The sequence below is a fragment of the Alishewanella sp. d11 genome, from assembly GCF_049390205.1.
Classification (GTDB): Bacteria; Pseudomonadota; Gammaproteobacteria; order Enterobacterales; family Alteromonadaceae; genus Alishewanella.
Genome location: NZ_CP186547.1, coordinates 3070717 through 3089426 on the forward strand (window position 1 = coordinate 3070717; position 18710 = coordinate 3089426).

The following is an 18710-nucleotide window of genomic DNA, read 5'->3' on the forward strand; positions in this document are numbered from 1 at the left end:
GGTATCCTTCAATTTTCACATGCGTTTTAATCTATCGAACTCAGCTTGTAGCTGGCGCTTTTTGGCTTCAATCCGGCGAGTTTCCAGCCGTGCTTCTGAACCAAGATGGTTTAAAGCTTCATTGAGATCATCGATAGCTTTAGGATAGTTAGCCAGTTGATAGAATAAATCCGAGCGTGCTTCGTAGTATTTGGCAAAATCTTCTTGTAATTTATAGGCTTCAGATAGCAAATCATAAGCTAGAATATTATCGTCTTTATGAAACAGTAGGTTACGAAGTAGATGCACTGCAAGTCCATAACTTCCTGATTTTATAGCCACATTGGCATAGTTCAGCGTAACGACTTGGTTATTTGGCCTTAATAAATACGCTTGTTGCAACATATCCAGTGCAGTTTGATACTGTTGTTGGCCAATCAGAATGTCAGTGTAGACATCAAGGTAAAACAAGTTATGAGGATCTTGCTCGTATAAGTCTACAATGTACTTTAAAGCGCTGTCGTACTGCTTATCATCTAACAAGGCAATTGCCAAGCCATAACGATTGGCTCTGGTGTTTCCGCCTGGCTCGCCCAGTTTCTTTTTAAAAATGATCAGGGCATCTTTAGTAGTATACTGATAACGAGCTAACACCCGAGCTCTACTTAAGGTAAAATCTTGGCTATCCGGGACAAAACGCTGTGGGTATTGCTGTGCTCTAAGTCTCGTATCACTCACCCTTGCCTGCGATAAGGGGTGTGTTCGCAAAAAAGCTAACTGCTGATTCACAAAACGGCTTTGCTCACTCAGTTTGGAAAAGAACACGGGAACTGCATTGGGATCAAAACCCGCTTCTGCCAAGATATGCATGCCAATACGATCCGCCTCTTGTTCATTACTGCGAGTAAAGTTTATGGCGCTTTGTTGAGCTGCGCCTTGTGATGCCATCATCGCAGCCATACCGGCTTCCGGGTTGACCGTTGCTAACACAATCGCCCCCAATAAACTGGCAATAGTCAGTGGCGCGCGCTGGTTTTGTGCTTCAACAAAACGGGCAATATGTCTTTGCGTCACGTGAGCGATTTCATGCGCAATAACAGAGGCAAATTCGCTTTCACTATCTGCTATCGCTAAGGTTCCGGTATGAGAGGCGATGTTGCCTCCTAGCGTTGCAAAGGCGTTGATTTGTTTGTTGTTAACCCAATAAAATTTAAACGGAAATTTCACATCATTCGCGCGAGCGACTAATCGATTTCCTAGCGCATTAATGTATTCGTCTAGCAGAGGATCGTAAACCATAGGTAAACTCCCTCTGGTTTGTCGCATCATCACATCGCCAAGTTGTTTTTCTTTTTCCGGTGTTAAGGTTGAAAAAGCATTGCCGCCAATATCCGGCAGGTTATTCAGCGCCTTTGCCGGTGTTAGCTGCAGACACCAAGTTAGCAGGCTTAAAAGAAGAGTGGATTTTACTGCAAGACGTATCATAAACGGCTGACCTGTTTCATGCTGCGGTTAAGAGCGCTAATTCACTCTATTTGTCTGCTTTTAATGTGATAAGTTCACTGATTCAGTGGAATATCGATGGACACTGCTCAGTAATAAAGCTCAGTGATGTTATGGCTAATCTATCATATTCATAGGCTTGTCATATAGTGACAGGTTACTTTTCTCTTGTTCTTGGTATACTGCTACTCTATTTATTCGTCAATGAGATGATACATGTATAACTGGTTTAGAAATTGGTATACCAATAAGTTTTCAGATCCTCAAGTGGTGGCTCTTTTTGTTCTGCTGCTCATGGGATTTTTTGGTCTTTACTGGTTAAGTGGCATGTTAGCGCCGGTCTTAGTGTCTATCGCCTTTGCTTACTTACTAGAGTGGCCAGTGTCACGTTTATGTCGCGTTGGGATGGGGCGTTCGCTGAGTACTACATTGGTTGTACTGGGCTTTATGGGGATCTTAATACTGGTTTTGATGTGGGTAGTGCCTTTGGCTTGGTATCAAGGCCGCAACCTATTGCGTGACTTACCGCAAATGATCGAGTTAGGCCGAACCTATCTTTTAGAGTTGCCAGAGTTACTCCCCGGTATGGTTCGAGAAGAACAAATTTTAATGATGATGAACAATGTTGATGAACGAGTCATGGCATTTGGTCGGGATATGTTGTCGCTGTCTTTTGGCTCTATTGTAGATATGGTAGCCCTGCTAATTTACTTAGTTTTAGTGCCAGTGATGGTCTTTTTCATGTTAAAGGATAAGCAGCAACTGACTAGCGGTCTTGTGCAATTCTTACCCACTGAACGCCAGCTTATCTCTCAGGTTTGGCATGAAATGAATGTGCAAATCATGAATTATATCCGCGGTAAAATGCTGGAAATCCTTATTGTGGGTGTGGTTAGTTATGTGGTGTTTTCATTATTCGGTCTTAATTATGCGTTGTTATTGGGCATCTTAGTTGGGTTATCAGTACTAATTCCTTATATTGGCGCCGCTGTTGTCACTTTACCGGTGGCTTTAGTTGGCTTGTTTCAGTGGGGATTTTCAGCAGAGCTTGGTTACCTCATGCTGGCTTATGGCATTATTCAGGCTCTAGATGGCAACGTGTTAGTGCCGTTGTTATTCTCTGAAGTGGTCGATCTCAATCCGGTGTATATCATAATTGCGGTATTGTTCTTTGGCGGCCTGTTTGGTTTCTGGGGTATTTTCTTTGCGATACCTTTGGCTTCCTTGGTCAAAGCCACTGCGAGTGCCTGGTCTGCTCGTTTGTATGCAGCAAACCAGGTTGAACCGCGAACTTAATTGCTACCAAAGGTAGTTCAAGCTCAGGCCTGCACTCAGTTGACGGCCTGGTGCTGGCTCCAGCGATCTGCGATTAGCTTGATTAACCACAACTGCACCAACATTGTTTCGGTCAGCTACATTATCTAACCTTAGCCAATAATTAAGTTGTAACCCATTCACTTGCTGTTTAGCCGATACTGCTGCGGCAAAACTGATTGCTGAAGGGGCAAACTCGTTATTGTTATCGGTAGTTGCAATACGCCCTCGATAAAGCGTTTGCCACTCAAGATATAGAGGTAAACTTAAACGTGGCTGAAATGTCAGTTGCCAATACGCATCTGTTTTTGCTACACCTGGTAAGCGATTACCTGCAAGTTCTGCCGACTGAAAGCGAGCATCTAGTAAGGTCAAGCTCAGCGTATGGCTAAACTGCGGGTTTAGCTGCTGAGCCAAGAACAACTCAAAACCCTCGCGTGCAGTGTTACCGGCATTACGAAAGCTGGTACGACCATTATTGCTGCTGGCGACCAATAGCTCATCATTACTTCGAATACTGAACACGCTTAAACTTGCTGTCAGGGCAGGGACTTGGTATTTTAAACCTGTTTCCCATTGCCGGTTTTGGCTAGCGCTAAGATCGAGATTTAACCCAGTACCTTCAGTTTTATAGGCTAATTCGGCAAGTGTCGGTGCTTCAAAGCCCAGTCCAGAGCTAATAAACCAAGACCAGTTTGCCGCAAATTGATAATTTAAGCCAAGCGCTGCAGCATGTTGATAGAAGTTTTTACTTCCACTATCGTCAGGATTACCGTCTCGAATAAAGTTATCATTGATTTGATAATGTAATTCGCTGTAACGCAGGCCGCCATCAAGGGTTAATTTTGCTGTGGGCTGAAAATTAAAACGCCAATAAAGATCACGGTTTTCCGCTTTATTGATTTCGTCACGGCGCAAATCGCCACGCTGCCCAAACAAATTAACATAACCCTGACGCTGGTCCTCGCTTTGTACCCAAGCGCCCCCTATTACCGTACTAAGCTGATCAGTGAGCTGCCACTGCCGGTGGGTGTTGATGCCAAGGAAGTCACGCTCAAGCGCAATGTCGCCGCCAGCAGAGGTTATCGCTTCCCCAGTAAAGGCTAGACGCTGCATAACCTCACGTTGTCCTTGCCAAACCGCAAGTTGCCAAGGTGCAACACCGCTATGTTGTAAGGTGGCACTTAACTGGCGTTGTGCAGTAGTTTTAGTGGTATCAAAGCGCTCTGCTTGGGCAGCTGTTTGGTTTGGATCGGTTTGCCACTGCGCCAGCGTTAGGCTTAACGGATCTTGCAAACGAGGATCGTCAGACCAATCGAGTTTTAGTTTCAGTGTAAGCTGATCCGATAACAGTTGTTGCCAGCCTGCTTGTATTTGCTGCTTTCTAGCCGCGCCATGAGCGCGAAAGCCTTCAGTTTCGAAATGCTTAGCTGCCAGTTGCCAGCTATGCTGCTCATGTTGCTGATTAAGTCTAAGCTGATACTGTTGTTGAATATCACTCACTGCAAGGCTACCGCCTACACTGTCAGGCTCTTGCTCTCGAGTACTGAGGCTAATCACACCTCCAGCACCATTACCATAAAGCACTGCCAGCGGCCCACTTAGCACTTCAATCTGGCTGACACTGTCTAGCAGAATACTAGACAGTTGGCCTTGGCCATCAGGGGCGCTGATCGGAATACCATCTTGCTGTAAAAAAATACCCCTGACACCAAAGGCACTGCGGCTGCCAAAACCGCGGATACTTAAACGAGTATCTTGGGCAAAGTTAGCACGGCTGTCTACTTGCAAGCCCGGAATGCCCCTTAACATTTGACCGCTGTCAATCAGTAAGGTTGCGTTAGGGAGCTGTCTGATGCTGGCGCTAGCTGCCGTATTGAGCCAATTTTGCTGTTGTTGGTTAGCGGTGACAACAATAACCTCAACCTCTGAATCTACAGCAGCCTGTTGCGCCGTGGCATTGGCAGTCAATACTACGCTGACTGCTGAAAGCGGATAAAGCCATTTATTCATCTTAGTTCGCCGCTTTGAGGCGTAAAATTTGCCCATCAGCTTGGTCGGTTAGCAGATATACTGCGCCATCAGGTCCTTGGCGCACATCTCTAATACGTTGGCCGATCATAATTCGCTCTTCATGGCGAATGTTATCACCTTCTAGCTCCATTCTGACTAATTGTCCAAAACGCAGCGACCCCACTAACAGGCTATTGTTCCAGCCAGGAATCGCGTCGTCTAAGTAAAATGTCATACCACTGGGGGCTATAGAGGGAGTCCATTTATGTAAAGGTTGTTCCATACCGTCCTTTTCGGTTTGGCCGATTTTACCGCCGCCATATTCTTCACCGTAGGTAATCACTGGCCAACCATAGTTAAGGGTGGCACGGGTAATATTAATTTCATCACCACCTTGCGGGCCATGCTCATGCGTCCAGAGTTCGCCACTGGTTGGGTGTAAAGTTGCGCCTTGGATATTACGATGGCCGTAGGACCAGATGTCATCTAATACTGCGGGATCTTGCCGATAAGGGTTATCTTGCGGAATACTACCATCCAAATACAGCCGAATGACTTTACCATGATGATTATCCAACGTTTGGGCATCATCACGACGCTGACCGCGATCGCCTAAAGTGATAAACAGATACTTATTATCTTGAATCACCAAGCGGCCACCAAAGTGATGGCGACTACTAAATTTGGGGTTGGCACTGAAAATTACTTGAATATTGTCTAACTTATCACCGTTCAGTGTTGCCAGCGCGACTGCTGTGCTGCTGCCGTTTTCGCCAGGTTCATTATAACTAAGATATATTTGCTTATTTTCGGCAAAGTTGGGGTGAAGTAGTACATCAAATAAACCGCCTTGACCATTGACGACGATCTCGGGTAAGCCTTGAAGTGGTGCGCTGAGCGTGCCATCAGTATTCACATAACGCAGTTTACCCGCGCGTTCCGTCACCAGCATTCTACCGTCGGGTAAAAACGCCAACCCCCAAGGATGTTCTAATCCTTTTGTCACTTGCTCTAGGGTTAAACTGGCTTTCTCGCTGTTGATTGTTTGTGCATAGAGGGCGCTGGTAAATAGTAAGCTGGCACTTAGCAAAGACACTGTAAAAGCGTTTTTCATAAAATTACTCCTGCGGTAGTAACCTGTACTGACTAATGGAAGTAGGGTGGGGAAAGATGCTAACAGTTAGAAAATCGTTATTGCAGACGTTTTGGTTCAAACGCCTGCAATACAAGGTGAATTTCAACTGTTTAAAAAATCTAGTACAACTTGATGATGGTCTTTTGTTTTAAAAGTATCAAAAACTTTGGCAATAGTACCGTCTTGGTTAATTAAGAAACTGAGCCGATGAATACCGTCGTATTCTTTACCCATAAACTTTTTTAGACCCCACACGCCAAAGGCTTCAGCGACTTTATGGTCCTCATCGGACAGGAGCGTGAAATTAAGTTGATCACGTTCGGCAAATTTGGCTAGCCGTTTTGAACTATCAGTGCTGATGCCCATAACATGGACATTTTTAGCAGCAAACTCGGCATGGGTATCGCGTAAACCACAAGCTTGCACGGTACAGCCTGGTGTCATCGCTTTGGGATAGAAATACACCAAAACGCGCTGCTTAGCCAGATACTCGCTGAGTTGAACGGGTTTTTGATGTTGGTCGGTTAACGTAAAATCAGGTGCTTGCTGACCCGCTACTAGTGTATTCATGTTTGTTCCTTAAATTTGCGCTTGGAAGCGTCCTTGAAGACCAAGTTGATGCATCAAGGTATGTAACTCAGATTCAATATCATTTGCGTTAATGCCCTCGGGTAACTCTAGCGTCATCTGGGTATGCATTTTTACCCCGTCTAGCTGCTGACTAGTTTCTGATTGCAAAGAGCCGATATAAATATTGTGACTTGCCAGTAGTCCGGTAATAGCACCAAGGGTACCGACTTTATCAGGACCCGAGTAATCCAAAACATAATGCGCGACAACTTGTGTCCGAGGTTGTGCACTGGTACGTTTACTCATGGTGGTTAGATCAAGTTCTAAACCCAGCGCAGGGAGTAAATACTCAATACGGCTAATAGCAGGTAAATCTCCAGCAAGTAACATAATAAACGTAAATTCACTGCCAAAAATAGCCATCCGGCTATCGATGATATTACAGTTACATTCAGTGACTAACCTGGCAAGTTTACTCACTATACCAGTGCGATCAGGCCCAATAGCGGTGACGACAAGTTGTTGGGGCATGGTGGTCCTTATTGTTGGTTAAAGGCCGCAAAATAATAAGTTGGCGGCAGTTTAACATACAAAATTTGATTGTCATCTGGACAGCTGCAGCATAATCAGCGGCAAAGCGTTCTTGTGTTTAACCTCGGCTGTCTTTAACATAGGCATCCTTAACGTGAATCTGTGGAGCCGTAGTAACATGTTCAGAGGGAGTATCGTTGCCCTGGTGACCCCCATGACCGCCGATGGTCAGGTCGATTTTGCGAGTTTGCAACAGTTAGTCGCCTTTCATTTAGCCGAAGGTAGCGACGGTTTAGTCATTATGGGCACGACGGGCGAAGCCGCCACCCTGACCCTGACAGAACAGCACGCTGTTATTAAGGCTGTCTGTGAGCAAGTTGCGGGTAAAATACCTGTTATCGCCGGTAATGGCGCTATGGCAACCAGCGAGGCGATTGCCAAAACAGCATATTTTGCTGATTTGCCTATTGCGGGATATTTAACTGTCACGCCTTATTACAACAAACCAACACAAAAAGGCATGTTGGCGCATTTTACCGCCGTTGCTGCGGCTACAGATAAACCTGTCTTGTTGTATAATGTTCCCGGTAGAACGGGCGTTGATTTACTTCCTGCTACCGTAGCCGCTCTGGCTCGAGTACCCAATATTGTTGGGATTAAAGAGGCTACTGGTTCATTAGCGCGTCTGACTGATTTGCAGGCGTTATGCCCCGCGGATTTCATGTTATTGAGTGGCGATGATGCTAGTTTTGCTGAGTTTTTGTTAGCGGGGGGGCATGGCGTAATTTCGGTTACCGCGAATGTCGCACCCGCAACGATGGCTGCAATCTGTCAGGCTGCAGCAAACCACGATAACACTAAGGTCCGTCACTTAGATCAATCCTTACAAGCGTTACATCGCGATTTATTTATCGAATCGAATCCCATTCCAACAAAGTGGGCATTATGGCGAATGGGACTTATGCAATCCGATTTCTTGCGTTTACCGCTAACGCAAATGGAACCAATTCATCAGCCTATAATCGAACAGGCATTACAACAAGCCGGAATTCAATACCAGGACCGGAACTGAAAAGCAGGAGTAGTATAGGTGCAAAAGTGGGCCCAAGGTTGTGTAGCTGTCAGTGTGCTGTTAAGCGGCTGTGCAGTATTTGAAAAAACGCCAGCAAATAATAACGAAATCAGTCAAATTGAGCTGCGTATTCCAGCAGGCATGGCGGTACCAAACCAGCCTGCCGCTTATGATATTCCTCCCGTATCGGCCGCCACGCTAAGTGCCAGTGTTGGCGCGGATAACCGTTCACCTACACTCATACTTGCCACGGCTACCAGTAGCCGCATGGAGGAAGATGAAAAACTGGCCAGAGTTTGGTTTGAACGTAATGATTTTACAGGCGACATCAAGCCTTTTATTCAGACACAGTTGCAGCAATTTTTTTCTGCAAAAAATGTCGCCTTAACCCCAGTAGATGATACGGGTTTACGTTATGAGACTGGCTGGATCAGCCGCAGCCGTAGTTCAGGCTTTTGGTTTTGGGAATCAGAACAGCAAGTAGAGCAGATGCGTTACAGTATCGTGCTTGAGCCAAGACAGCATGGTCGCAGTTTAAGTATGACGGTGAGTTTGTTAGAACATGAATATTTTGTGCCTGATGCGCAATTGAATGCAATTGATATCAAAACGCATGAAGTTAATCTACTTAATGGTGTTATTAACAAGGTATCGATTGCTGAAGTTTTAGTTGCCCGTGAACAACGAGCACAAGCAGCAGAAGTAAACTTAGGACTTGGTGTGGATTTGCAGGGTAACCCTGCACTAATCAGCAGTCAATCCGCTGATATTACCTGGTCACAACTTGAGTTATTGTTTGAAGAGTTACATTTAACTGTTACTGACTTTGATCGTTCAGCGTTTACGTATTTTGTAAATTACCAAAAACCTGAGCGCGGCTTTTGGCGAACAATTACATTCCGTGATGCACCAGTTTCATTACCTTTAGTAGATGGTGATTACCAAATCGTCTTGTCTCGTTTAAGCAATAATAAAACGGCAATTCTATGGTTGAACAAAGAAGGTCAGCCATTATCTGCAGCGGAAGTTAATGCGATTTATGAGCCAATTGTTGCGGCTATCCGCGCAACGGGCGCTGAGTTATAATCTGCTGTAAAAAGTCATTTGCGATCAGGCCAAAGCCCATTATACTTTGCGCCTGATTTAGTGCCTGCCGTTCGGAGTGGAAAATGGTCCAAAAGACAACTGAGCTGTACCGTGGAAAAGCCAAAACTGTGTATAACACGACTGATGAAAATTTATTAGTGTTACACTTTCGTAATGATACCTCTGCTTTTGATGGCGAGCGTATTGAACAGCTTGATCGCAAAGGCATGATCAATAATAAATTTAACTTTTTTATTATGCAAAAGCTGGAACAAGCTGGGATTCCCACGCAGGTTCAGCAGCTATTAAGCCATGATGAGGTATTAGTTAAAAAGTTGCAGATGATTCCGGTGGAGTGCGTGATTCGTAATTACGCTGCAGGTTCATTAGTGCGGCGTTTAGGGGTAACTGAAGGTACTGCTTTAACACCTGCAACCTTTGAATTATTTTTAAAAAATGATGCCTTACATGACCCTATGGTTAATGAGTCCTTGGCGGTGTCCTTTGGCTGGGCAACCTCAGCGCAGTTAGCAGAAATGAAGCAGCTAACATATCGTGCAAATGAAGTATTGAGTGCGCTCTTTGCCGATGCGGGCATGTTGTTGGTTGACTTTAAACTGGAATTCGGTTTGTTCAATGGTCAGGTAGTGTTAGGTGATGAATTCTCTCCTGATGGTTGCCGACTGTGGGATAAAGAAACACGCAAGAAAATGGACAAAGACCGCTTTCGCCAAGGTTTAGGCGGCGTTGTTGAAGCTTATGAAGAAGTTGCGCAACGTCTAGGTGTCGATCTCAGCTAAGTTTCTCAACAGTACTAATAGGTGAAAAACCTGAGTCTGTTCGATAAAGCCACCCGCGGGTGGCTTTATGTTTGTCATCACCAGCAAGGTAAATTAATAAAAGGCAGGAAAGAATATGGCATTGCAAGCCTGGCATGAAGTTATCAAGAAGATGCGTCTGATCGTATTATTCGTTGCCGCATTACTACCATGTGGTGTATTTCATGCGATGGCGAGTCCTGCACTATACCAAGCTGAGGTGAATGCCGAACAAACACAACAACAATGGCAAAGAGAAGCGCTACAGCAAGTATTGATCAGAGTAACTGGTCAGCCTGATATTATGCAACGCCCCGAATTGCGCACTGAGCTTAACAACGCTGCCAGTTATGTGAAGCAGTTTGAAGCTGTAAGAACAGAGCAAGGTAATAATGTACGGGTGCTGCTTGATGCTGTGCGTATCCAGCAGGTGTTACGTCAGTTACAAATTCCTATTTGGGGTGGGCAGCGACCTGAGTTACTGTTTTGGATGGTTCAACAACAAGGCACAGAAAGACAATTTGTTCGTCAAGCGGATAGTATCTTGCTACAGAGTTTGGAAACGGCGTTGCAGCAACAAGGGTTACCTTATACCTTGCCACTTTACGATCTGGATGATTTAGTCAATTTAACCGAAAATGATGTCTGGGGCGGCTTTTGGCCGCAAATTGAACAAGCGAGTAGTCGTTATAATGTCCAGCAAGTCGTAGTTCTCCTTATTGAAGAAATGATTAGCGCAGAGCCCGAGGTTGTTCAGTCATGGCGTCTTACAGCCTTAAGGCAACACAATGGCCTGCTGCTACGGGATGAATTAACCGCGCCTGATGAACAGACGCTAATGCAGCATTATAGTGAGATACTGAGCCAGCAGTTAACACAGCAGTATGCCATTTTGTTAACGCCTGAGGTAATAGAGCAAAGCGTTTTACAAATTAATGGCCTTACGCAGTTAACAGATATTGTGCAATTGGAGCGTCGCTTGAGTGAACTACTTGGGGTGAGTCGGGTTATGATTTTAAGCCACTCTGCTGAAAAAACTTTATTTGCATTAAATCTACAAATGACTGCTGAGCAACTTTTACAAAGTCTAGTATTTGAACCTAACTTGCAACTACGTGCTCAGGCACAGTCTTGGCCTACAGATTTACCCTCAGCAGTCGAAGCACAACCTGTGCTAGCCGAGTTTGATTACATCAGGCCCTAGATGCAACCATTACAATATACCTTGGCAGTCACACTGCCAGAAGATGAAACCCTTGATAGCTTTTATGCTGCAGAGCACAGTGCAGCAGTGAGCTTTTTAAAGCAGTACCTGCTTAAACCTTATGGTCAAGCGCCCATCTATCTGTTTGGTGCCAGTGGCAGTGGTAAATCGCACTTGTTATATGCAGCTTGTGTGCAAGCCCAAGAGCAGGGACTAACCAGTCAGCTTCTGGCACTACAGGACTGTGAACAATTAAGTCCAAGAATTTTAGATAATCTAGAACAACTGGATTTGGTCTGTTTAGACAATATTCATGCAGTGGCTGGGGATCTGGGATGGCAGGTAGCTTTGTTTGATCTTTATAATCGTTTGGTTGAGCAGGGGAAAGCCCTGATTATTGTCGGAAATCAAGCACCACAACAGTTAGGTATTACGCTACCCGATTTAGTTTCACGTTTACATGCGTGTACTAGTTTTCAGTTAAGGTTATTAAGTGATGAAGATAAACAGAAGCTGCTGCAACAAAAAGCCCGGTTGCGAGGGATTGAATTGCCAGATGAAGCGGCGCGTTATTTATTAAATCATCATGACCGAGATATCAGAGCCTTAGTGGCTATCTTAGATCGATTAGATAAAGCATCCATCGTACATCAACGTAAACTAACCATCCCCTTTATCCGAGAAATTTTGCAAGAAACGTCATAAGTCGGCAGTTTATGGCTGAAAAATAGCGTTATCTCGATAAAAATCTGCGACTAAGCCTGCGGGCAGGTTAATTTCTGGTGTATTATTAGCAACTTTGAACCACCTTAAACTTGGTGACGTTGAGGAAAACAATGAACCTGTCAGCAATATTAAATGAAGCTTTGGCGGCGGTTGCTGCCGCTGGGGATATTCCTGCTCTGGAGGAGGTTCGCGTAACCTTTATGGGCAAAAAGGGCAGTATTACCGAATTGCTTAAATCATTAGGCGGTATGGATCCGGAACAACGTAAAATAGCCGGCCAGCAAATTAATGATTTAAAACAGCAAGTGCAAGATGCGTTAAATGAAAAGCGTGACGCTCTGCAAACAGCGCAATTAGCGGAAAAATTGTCACAAGAACGCATTGATGTCACCTTGCCGGGCCGTGGTCTGGAAGTGGGTGGCTTGCATCCAGTGAGTCGAACCATTGCACGGATTGAAAGTTTCTTTGCTGAATTGGGCTTTGAAACTAAGCAAGGCCCAGAAATCGAAGATGATTTTCATAACTTTGATGCATTGAATATTCCTGAGCACCATCCTGCTCGGGCTGATCATGATACCTTTTATTTTAATCCGAAACTGATGTTACGCACTCAGACCTCGGGTGTGCAAATCCGTACTATGGAGCAACAACAGCCACCACTGCGGATTATTTCGCCGGGTCGGGTGTATCGTAACGATTATGATCAAACGCATACGCCGATGTTCCATCAGGTTGAAGGCTTGATGGTTGATAAAAATGTTAGCTTTACGGAGCTAAAAGGCATCCTGCACGACTTTTTACATAACTTCTTTGAGGAAGATCTACAGATCCGTTTTCGGCCGTCATTTTTCCCCTTTACTGAGCCCTCGGCCGAGGTGGATGTGATGGGTAAAAATGGTAAATGGTTAGAAGTACTGGGCTGCGGCATGGTACATCCTAACGTCCTACGCTCGGTAGGCATCGATCCTGAAGTCTACAGTGGTTTTGCCTTTGGTATGGGCGTAGAGCGTTTAACGATGTTGCGTTATGGCGTAACCGATTTGCGCTCGTTCTTTGAAAATGATGTGCGCTTCTTAAAGCAGTTCAGATAAGCGGAGTATTAAGATATGAAATTTAGCGAATCCTGGTTACGTGAATGGGTTAACCCAGCGCTGGATACTCAGACCTTATCTGAACAGTTATCCATGGCCGGTTTGGAAGTTGATGGTATTGAGGCGGTTGCCGGTCAGTTTCACGGTGTTGTTGTGGGTGAAGTGGTCGCTTGTGGCCCGCATCCAGATGCCGATAAATTACAAGTCACCAAGGTGAATGTTGGTGGCCCAGAGTTGTTAGATATTGTGTGTGGTGCAAAAAACTGTCGTTTGGGTTTAAAAGTTGCCGTAGCGACAGTGGGCGCAGTATTACCTGGGAATTTTGAGATTAAAAAAGCCAAGTTACGGGGTCAACCTTCGCATGGCATGCTGTGCTCCTTTTCAGAGCTTGGTATGGCTGATGATTCTGACGGTATTCTTGAGTTGCCGGCAGATGCACCGGTCGGTAAAGATTTACGCCAGTACTTAACCTTGGATGATGTGACGATTGAAGTCGATTTGACGCCCAACCGTGCTGACTGTCTAGGTATCAAAGGTTTAGCGCGTGAAGTGGGTGTGCTTAACAAATTGAGCGTGTGTGAACCCGTTATTGACGCAGTCGTGCCAGCTATTGATGAGCAAAAAGCCATAGTATTACAAGCGCCTGCAGCTTGCCCTCGTTATTTAGGTCGGGTGATTCGTAATGTCAATGTTAAAGCCGCTAGCCCGCTTTGGTTAACTGAGAAGCTGCGCCGTTCAGGTGTCCGCAGCATTGATGCGATTGTCGATGTCACTAACTTTGTGTTACTTGAGTTAGGGCATCCAATGCATGCTTTCGACTTAGCAAAAATTACTGGGGATATCCAAGTTCGGATGGCTACAGCAGATGAAAAGTTGGTGTTGTTAGATGGCAATGAAGTTAGCCTGCAAGATAATACCTTAGTCATTGCTGATGCAGAAAAGGCCTTAGCCATGGCCGGCATTTTTGGTGGTTTGCACAGTGGTGTGACCGCTGAAACTACGGATATCTTCTTAGAAAGTGCTTTTTTTGCGCCATTAGCCATTGCCGGTAAAGCAAGGCAGTATGGTTTGCATACCGATGCTTCGCATCGTTATGAGCGTGGTGTTGATCCTGAATTACAGCGCAGTGCGATGGAGCGGGCCACGGCTTTGTTATTGCAGATTGTGGGCGGGGAAGCTGGGCCAGTGGTAGAAGCGGTTGCTGCTGAGCATTTACCGCAGAAAGCCACTATTAGCCTAACTGAACAAAAGTTAAGTCGGATTTTAGGCCATGCCATCGCAAAATCAGAAGTAACCGATATTTTAAGTCGTTTAGGCTTACAGGTTACAGAAATTGATGCTGGCTGGCAGGTCAGTGTTCCAGGTTACCGTTTTGATATCAGTATTGCTGAAGACTTGATTGAAGAAGTTGCCCGAGTTTACGGTTATAACAACATTCCCAATGTTGCGCCTACCGCTGCGTTGAAGATGCGTACTTTTAAAGAAGCGAGTCTCAGCGTGCCGCAAATGCGTCAGGTACTGGTTGACCGTGGTTATCAAGAAGCCATTACCTATAGCTTTGTTGATCCTAAAGTGCAACAAACCTTATTTGCTGGTCAGGAGGCTTTAGTCTTACCAAATCCGATTTCTGCTGATATGTCAGCCATGCGGCTGAATTTATGGCCTGGGTTATTACAGGCAGTACAGTACAACCAAAGTCGACAGCAAAATCGTTTACGCTTATTTGAGTATGGTCTAAAGTTTATTCCAGATGCGAATGCAGAAGGTGGTGTACGTCAGGTGCCGGTGATTGGTGGTGTCATTATTGGTTCATTGGCAAATGAGCACTGGAGCATTGCTGAGCGTCAGGTTGATTTTTTTGATATGAAAGCTGATGTTGAAGCCTTGCTTGCTTTAGTTTCTCATCCGCAAGCGATACGTTTTACCGCAGCAGAACATTGTGCTTTACACCCTGGCCAAACGGCTGCAGTCTATGTGAATGATCAGCTTGCTGGTTATTTAGGCGCCTTACATCCCGAAGCAGAGCGCAAATTGGGAATTAAAGGTAAAGCCTATCTGTTTGAATTGGAATTAGCGGCTCTGGGCGAACGGTTAATTGTTGAAGCACAAGAGTTATCAAAATATCAGGCGAATCGCAGAGATTTAGCAATAGTGGTTAAATCAGATGTGCAATTTGCTGATATTGTTGCTAGTATTAAAAAAGTTGGCGCAAATCAGTTAGTTGACCTAAAATTGTTTGATGTCTACACTGGCCAAGGTGTAGCAGAAGGCTATAAGTCGTTAGCAATTGCTCTGACTTTACAAGACAAGGCGCGCACGCTTGAGGATAAAGATATCCAACTTGTTGTAAATCAAGTTGTTAGTGTGCTTAAAGATGATTTCGACGCAACGTTGAGGGATTAGAAGATGGCGCTTACCAAAGCTGATTTAGCAGAACGTTTGTTTACCAAATTTGGGCTGAGTAAACGTGATGCCAAGCTAATTGTTGAAGCTTTTTTTGAAGAGATCCGTGCTGCTCTGGAGTCAGGTGAGCAGGTTAAGTTGTCTGGCTTTGGTAATTTTGATTTACGAACCAAAAACGAGCGGCCAGGACGTAACCCGAAAACCGGAGAAGATATTCCTATCTCTGCGCGTTGTGTTGTCACTTTCCGCCCAGGACAAAAGTTAAAGTCGCGGGTTGAGGCAGGTACCAGTCAATAAGCGTAGCGTTATTGCCGATCGCAAGCAAAGATATCGCTAAAAAACGGTAGTTAATGTTAACTACCGTTTTTTTTCGCCTTTAAAAAGATGATCCGAATGAATGGTTAAACTGTAAAGAATTAAGTTCACTACAGGGCAGAATTTATGGCAGTAAAGATTGGTATTAGCGCTTGTGTTTTAGGCGAAAACGTAAGATTTGATGGTGGGCATAAAGCCTCTACTTTTTGTACACAACAATTAAAACCCTTGGTTCAGTATGTTGCAGTTTGTCCAGAGCAAGCCATTGGTATGGGCACACCGCGGCCGGCTATTCGGTTACAACGTACTGCGGATCAGCAAATAAGATTAGTGCAAACGCGTGATAATAGTCTGGATTATACCTCGCAGATGCTTGAATTTACCCACGGTATTATGCCGCGCTTTGCCGAGTTAAGCGGTTATATTGTCTGTGCTAAATCACCTACCTGCGGAATGGAACGCGTAAAACTCTATGCAGAGGATGGAACTGCGTTAGGCAAAATGGCTATCGGTATGTACACCCGTGAGTTAATGCAAAGCTATCCTTGGCTACCCATAGAAGAAGATGGCCGTTTGCTCGATCCGGCGTTAAAAGAAAACTTTGTCAGTCGGGTATTTGCTTGTTATGACTATCAGCAGACGATGCGTGATGGTTTTACTATCGGTAAATTGGTTGCTTTCCATAGTCGCTACAAGTTTTTAGTGCTTGCGCATTCCCCTGTTGCTTATCGGCAATTAGGCAAGTTGGTGGCTGAAGCAAAATTGTTTACGCCGGCTGAGCTGCAACTGCGTTATTTAACCGAGCTGATGCAAGCGATGCGGCAGATAGCCACGCGCAAACAGCATGCTAATGTGTTACAGCACTTGCAAGGTTTCTTTAAGAAGCTGATGGATAATGCCGCCCGCCAAGAACTCACCGCCTTGATTGAGCGTTACCGCTTGGGGAGAGTACCTTTATTAGCACCAGTGACTTTACTGCAGCATTATTTGCGTTTATTCCCTAATCAGTATCTGCAGCAGCAGGTCTATTTTAATCCTTACCCTGAACAATTAGGACTGCGCGCATAATGTTGAACAAAGCGATTCATTTAGTCTGGTTACGACATGATTTACGCTATCACGATAATCAGGCCCTGTTTGCTGCTAGCCAAGCAGCACAAGCCGATAATGGTATGGTGTTAGCGCTTTTTATTGCGACACCACGCAGTTGGCAGCAGCATGCTATGGCAGAGATCCGTCAAGATCTGATCAGGCGGCGTGTGCAGGTTTTGGCCAGCGAGTTGGCTGAATTGAATATTCCGCTGCTGGCAGTTGAAGGCACTGATTATGCTAGTTGCTATGATGCAGTTATTTCACGTTTATTGCCGCTGGGAGTGGTTGCACTTTACGCGCAACGGGAATATGAAGTTCGTGAGGTTAAGCGAGATGAACTGGTTGCCAGCAAGTTGCTTGAGCAGCAAATTCCTAGTTTTTGGTTTGATCGCCTTTGTGTGATGCCGCCAGGGAGCGTTCTGACGCAACAAGGCGATATCTACAAAGTTTTTACGCCATTTAAGCGTAACTGGCTTGCTAAATTGGCCATGCAAGGCGTTGAGTGTTTTGCTAAGCCGGCCAAGCAGGCGGCAGAAGCGTTGTCATTACCTGAATTTCCCGCATTGCTTACGGGCGATAACAGTTCCATGGCTTGGCCAGTAACGGAACTGGAAGTCCTAAATCGGATGCGGACATTCTGCCAACAGAAAGTACAGGATTATGCTACCGCCCGAGATTTCCCTGCGATTGATGGAACTTCGTCTTTGTCTGCGTATTTGGCGATTGGTGTGCTATCTGCACAACAATGTGTGTCAAGGTTACAGCATGAAGCAGCGCAGCAGCTGGAGCAGGAAAAAAGCGGGGCCTCAATTTGGCTATCAGAGCTGATCTGGCGCGATTTTTACAAACATATTTTGGTGGCTTTTCCCAAGCTGATTAAACACCAAGCCTTTCAAACAGAAACAGATCATATACCGTGGCCTAACAACCCAGCTTTATTTCATGCTTGGTGCCAAGGTGAAACGGGCTATCCTATTGTTGATGCGGCTATGCGCCAACTTAATACAACGGGTTGGATGCATAACCGCTTACGGATGATCACCGCCAGTTTTTTGGTTAAAGACTTACATATCGATTGGCGTTGGGGTGAGCGCTATTTTATGTCCAAACTAATTGATGGCGACTTTGCCGCTAATAATGGGGGCTGGCAATGGGCGGCCTCGACCGGAACCGATGCTGCGCCTTACTTTCGGATTTTTAACCCGGTGACGCAGAGTGAGCGTTTTGATCCCGAGGGAGAGTTTATTCGCCATTATTTACCCATGCTGAGTCATAAAACGGCAAAAGACATTCACTGGCCCCATAAAGTGGTCACGCCGAAAGGTTACTTCCGGCCAGTAGTTGACCATAATGAGGCTCGTAAGCTGACCTTGGCCTTATTTTCTGCCGTAAAAGGCAAGGAGTCATGAATGATTCTAGATACACGTTTACAAGCATTTTTGGATTATTTTAATCAGTTATCCAACCAAAATTTAGTAACAACTCAAACGATTTATCATCCTAGAGTGCTCTTTATTGATCCTGTTCATCAAATTGAGGGGCGTGATACGTTAATCTGTTATTTGGAACATGGTTATCAACGACTTAACTACGCTAAATTTACCGCTGAACAGGGTGTTGTTAATGCCGATGCAGGCTTTTTAAGCTGGGAAATGTGTTTCAGTCATCCGGCAATTGCTAAAGGTAAAGTCATTACAGTGAAGGGATGTTCAGCTTTGCGGTGGCAAGATAATCTGATTATCTATCATCGCGATTACTATGATTTAACGGAAATGGTTTACCAACATATCCCGGTATTAAGCTGGTTAACCGGTAAAGTTAAGCAAAAGATGGCTGATAAATAATAAAGCGCGACATT

The 18710-nt window shown here is 45.1% G+C and carries 17 protein-coding genes; 12 read left to right on the forward strand and 5 right to left on the reverse strand.

From position 1 onward, the window contains the following. Positions 1–15: 15 nt before the first annotated feature. Positions 16–1464: a M48 family metalloprotease gene (locus ACO1PK_RS13935; RefSeq protein ID WP_423186214.1), complete on the reverse strand. Its 1449-nt coding sequence runs from the start codon at positions 1462–1464 to the stop codon at positions 16–18. Between the two features lie 234 nt (positions 1465–1698). Here ACO1PK_RS13935 and ACO1PK_RS13940 point away from each other — a divergent pair, with 234 nt between their 5' ends. Continuing rightward, entirely contained in the window at positions 1699–2778 is a 1080-nt protein-coding gene (locus ACO1PK_RS13940; protein ID WP_423186215.1) for an AI-2E family transporter, read from the forward strand. 3 nt (positions 2779–2781) lie between these two features. Here the strand turns inward: ACO1PK_RS13940 and ACO1PK_RS13945 are convergent, their stop codons facing one another. From ACO1PK_RS13945 to ACO1PK_RS13960, 4 genes are all read right to left on the reverse strand, one after another. Further along, on the reverse strand, positions 2782–4809 hold the full coding sequence (locus tag ACO1PK_RS13945) for a TonB-dependent receptor family protein (protein ID WP_423186216.1): 2028 nt from the start codon (positions 4807–4809) through the stop codon (positions 2782–2784). A gap of 1 nt (position 4810) precedes the next feature. Continuing rightward, a complete protein-coding gene (locus ACO1PK_RS13950; protein ID WP_423186217.1) occupies positions 4811–5923 on the reverse strand; it encodes a PQQ-dependent sugar dehydrogenase in 1113 nt (370 codons plus the stop codon). A gap of 123 nt (positions 5924–6046) precedes the next feature. Continuing rightward, complete coding sequence (gene bcp, locus ACO1PK_RS13955) at positions 6047–6514, reverse strand: thioredoxin-dependent thiol peroxidase (RefSeq protein ID WP_423186218.1); 468 nt, start codon at positions 6512–6514, stop codon at positions 6047–6049. Positions 6515–6523: 9 nt separating this feature from the next. Next, positions 6524–7045, reverse strand: a complete 522-nt coding sequence (locus ACO1PK_RS13960; protein ID WP_423186219.1) for a glycine cleavage system protein R — start codon at positions 7043–7045, stop codon at positions 6524–6526. A 178-nt stretch (positions 7046–7223) separates the two neighbouring features. On the opposite strand from ACO1PK_RS13960, the gene dapA reads away from it, so the two are divergent. From dapA to ACO1PK_RS14015, 11 genes are all read left to right on the forward strand, one after another. Then, positions 7224–8117, forward strand: coding sequence for a 4-hydroxy-tetrahydrodipicolinate synthase (gene dapA / locus ACO1PK_RS13965; RefSeq protein ID WP_423186220.1), 894 nt, complete (start codon positions 7224–7226; stop codon positions 8115–8117). 18 nt (positions 8118–8135) lie between these two features. Next, positions 8136–9203: an outer membrane protein assembly factor BamC gene (bamC, locus tag ACO1PK_RS13970; protein ID WP_423186221.1), complete on the forward strand. Its 1068-nt coding sequence runs from the start codon at positions 8136–8138 to the stop codon at positions 9201–9203. An 83-nt stretch (positions 9204–9286) separates the two neighbouring features. Beyond that, positions 9287–10003, forward strand: coding sequence for a phosphoribosylaminoimidazolesuccinocarboxamide synthase (purC, locus tag ACO1PK_RS13975; protein WP_423186222.1), 717 nt, complete (start codon positions 9287–9289; stop codon positions 10001–10003). 115 nt (positions 10004–10118) lie between these two features. Continuing rightward, positions 10119–11225 carry a DUF2066 domain-containing protein gene (locus tag ACO1PK_RS13980; RefSeq protein WP_423186223.1) on the forward strand — a complete coding sequence of 369 codons (1107 nt, stop codon included), beginning with the start codon at positions 10119–10121 and terminating at the stop codon, positions 11223–11225. Further along, the gene (gene hda / locus ACO1PK_RS13985; protein WP_423186224.1) at positions 11226–11930 is read left to right on the forward strand and encodes a DnaA regulatory inactivator Hda; all 705 of its coding nucleotides are present in this window, start codon (positions 11226–11228) and stop codon (positions 11928–11930) included. 131 nt (positions 11931–12061) lie between these two features. Then, positions 12062–13042 carry a phenylalanine--tRNA ligase subunit alpha gene (gene pheS, locus ACO1PK_RS13990; protein WP_423186225.1) on the forward strand — a complete coding sequence of 327 codons (981 nt, stop codon included), beginning with the start codon at positions 12062–12064 and terminating at the stop codon, positions 13040–13042. Between the two features lie 15 nt (positions 13043–13057). After that, positions 13058–15445, forward strand: coding sequence for a phenylalanine--tRNA ligase subunit beta (gene pheT, locus ACO1PK_RS13995; protein ID WP_423186226.1), 2388 nt, complete (start codon positions 13058–13060; stop codon positions 15443–15445). Positions 15446–15448: 3 nt separating this feature from the next. Then, positions 15449–15742, forward strand: a complete 294-nt coding sequence (gene ihfA / locus ACO1PK_RS14000) for an integration host factor subunit alpha (RefSeq protein WP_423186227.1) — start codon at positions 15449–15451, stop codon at positions 15740–15742. Between the two features lie 144 nt (positions 15743–15886). Further along, on the forward strand, positions 15887–16828 hold the full coding sequence (locus tag ACO1PK_RS14005) for a YbgA family protein (protein ID WP_423186228.1): 942 nt from the start codon (positions 15887–15889) through the stop codon (positions 16826–16828). Beyond that, entirely contained in the window at positions 16828–18261 is a 1434-nt protein-coding gene (phrB, locus tag ACO1PK_RS14010; protein ID WP_423186229.1) for a deoxyribodipyrimidine photo-lyase, read from the forward strand. The genes ACO1PK_RS14005 and phrB overlap by 1 nt, the downstream gene beginning before the upstream one ends. Then, positions 18262–18696 carry a nuclear transport factor 2 family protein gene (locus tag ACO1PK_RS14015; protein WP_423186230.1) on the forward strand — a complete coding sequence of 145 codons (435 nt, stop codon included), beginning with the start codon at positions 18262–18264 and terminating at the stop codon, positions 18694–18696. Positions 18697–18710: the final 14 nt, after the last annotated feature.

Excerpts from the sequence above, each read along its gene's own strand:
- ACO1PK_RS13950 (WP_423186217.1), bottom strand. The coding sequence starts at position 5,923 with ATGAAAAACGCTTTTACAGTGTCTTTGCTAAGTGCCAGCTTACTATTT.
- ACO1PK_RS13945 (WP_423186216.1), bottom strand. The coding sequence starts at position 4,809 with ATGAATAAATGGCTTTATCCGCTTTCAGCAGTCAGCGTAGTATTGACT.
- ACO1PK_RS14005 (WP_423186228.1), top strand. The coding sequence starts at position 15,887 with ATGGCAGTAAAGATTGGTATTAGCGCTTGTGTTTTAGGCGAAAACGTA.
- ACO1PK_RS13940 (WP_423186215.1), top strand. The coding sequence starts at position 1,699 with ATGTATAACTGGTTTAGAAATTGGTATACCAATAAGTTTTCAGATCCT.
- ACO1PK_RS13980 (WP_423186223.1), top strand. The coding sequence starts at position 10,119 with ATGGCATTGCAAGCCTGGCATGAAGTTATCAAGAAGATGCGTCTGATC.
- dapA (WP_423186220.1), top strand. The coding sequence starts at position 7,224 with ATGTTCAGAGGGAGTATCGTTGCCCTGGTGACCCCCATGACCGCCGAT.
- ihfA (WP_423186227.1), top strand. The coding sequence starts at position 15,449 with ATGGCGCTTACCAAAGCTGATTTAGCAGAACGTTTGTTTACCAAATTT.
- purC (WP_423186222.1), top strand. The coding sequence starts at position 9,287 with ATGGTCCAAAAGACAACTGAGCTGTACCGTGGAAAAGCCAAAACTGTG.
- bcp (WP_423186218.1), bottom strand. The coding sequence starts at position 6,514 with ATGAATACACTAGTAGCGGGTCAGCAAGCACCTGATTTTACGTTAACC.
- phrB (WP_423186229.1), top strand. The coding sequence starts at position 16,828 with ATGTTGAACAAAGCGATTCATTTAGTCTGGTTACGACATGATTTACGC.
- ACO1PK_RS13960 (WP_423186219.1), bottom strand. The coding sequence starts at position 7,045 with ATGCCCCAACAACTTGTCGTCACCGCTATTGGGCCTGATCGCACTGGT.
- ACO1PK_RS13935 (WP_423186214.1), bottom strand. The coding sequence starts at position 1,464 with ATGATACGTCTTGCAGTAAAATCCACTCTTCTTTTAAGCCTGCTAACT.
- pheT (WP_423186226.1), top strand. The coding sequence starts at position 13,058 with ATGAAATTTAGCGAATCCTGGTTACGTGAATGGGTTAACCCAGCGCTG.
- hda (WP_423186224.1), top strand. The coding sequence starts at position 11,226 with ATGCAACCATTACAATATACCTTGGCAGTCACACTGCCAGAAGATGAA.
- ACO1PK_RS14015 (WP_423186230.1), top strand. The coding sequence starts at position 18,262 with ATGATTCTAGATACACGTTTACAAGCATTTTTGGATTATTTTAATCAG.
- pheS (WP_423186225.1), top strand. The coding sequence starts at position 12,062 with ATGAACCTGTCAGCAATATTAAATGAAGCTTTGGCGGCGGTTGCTGCC.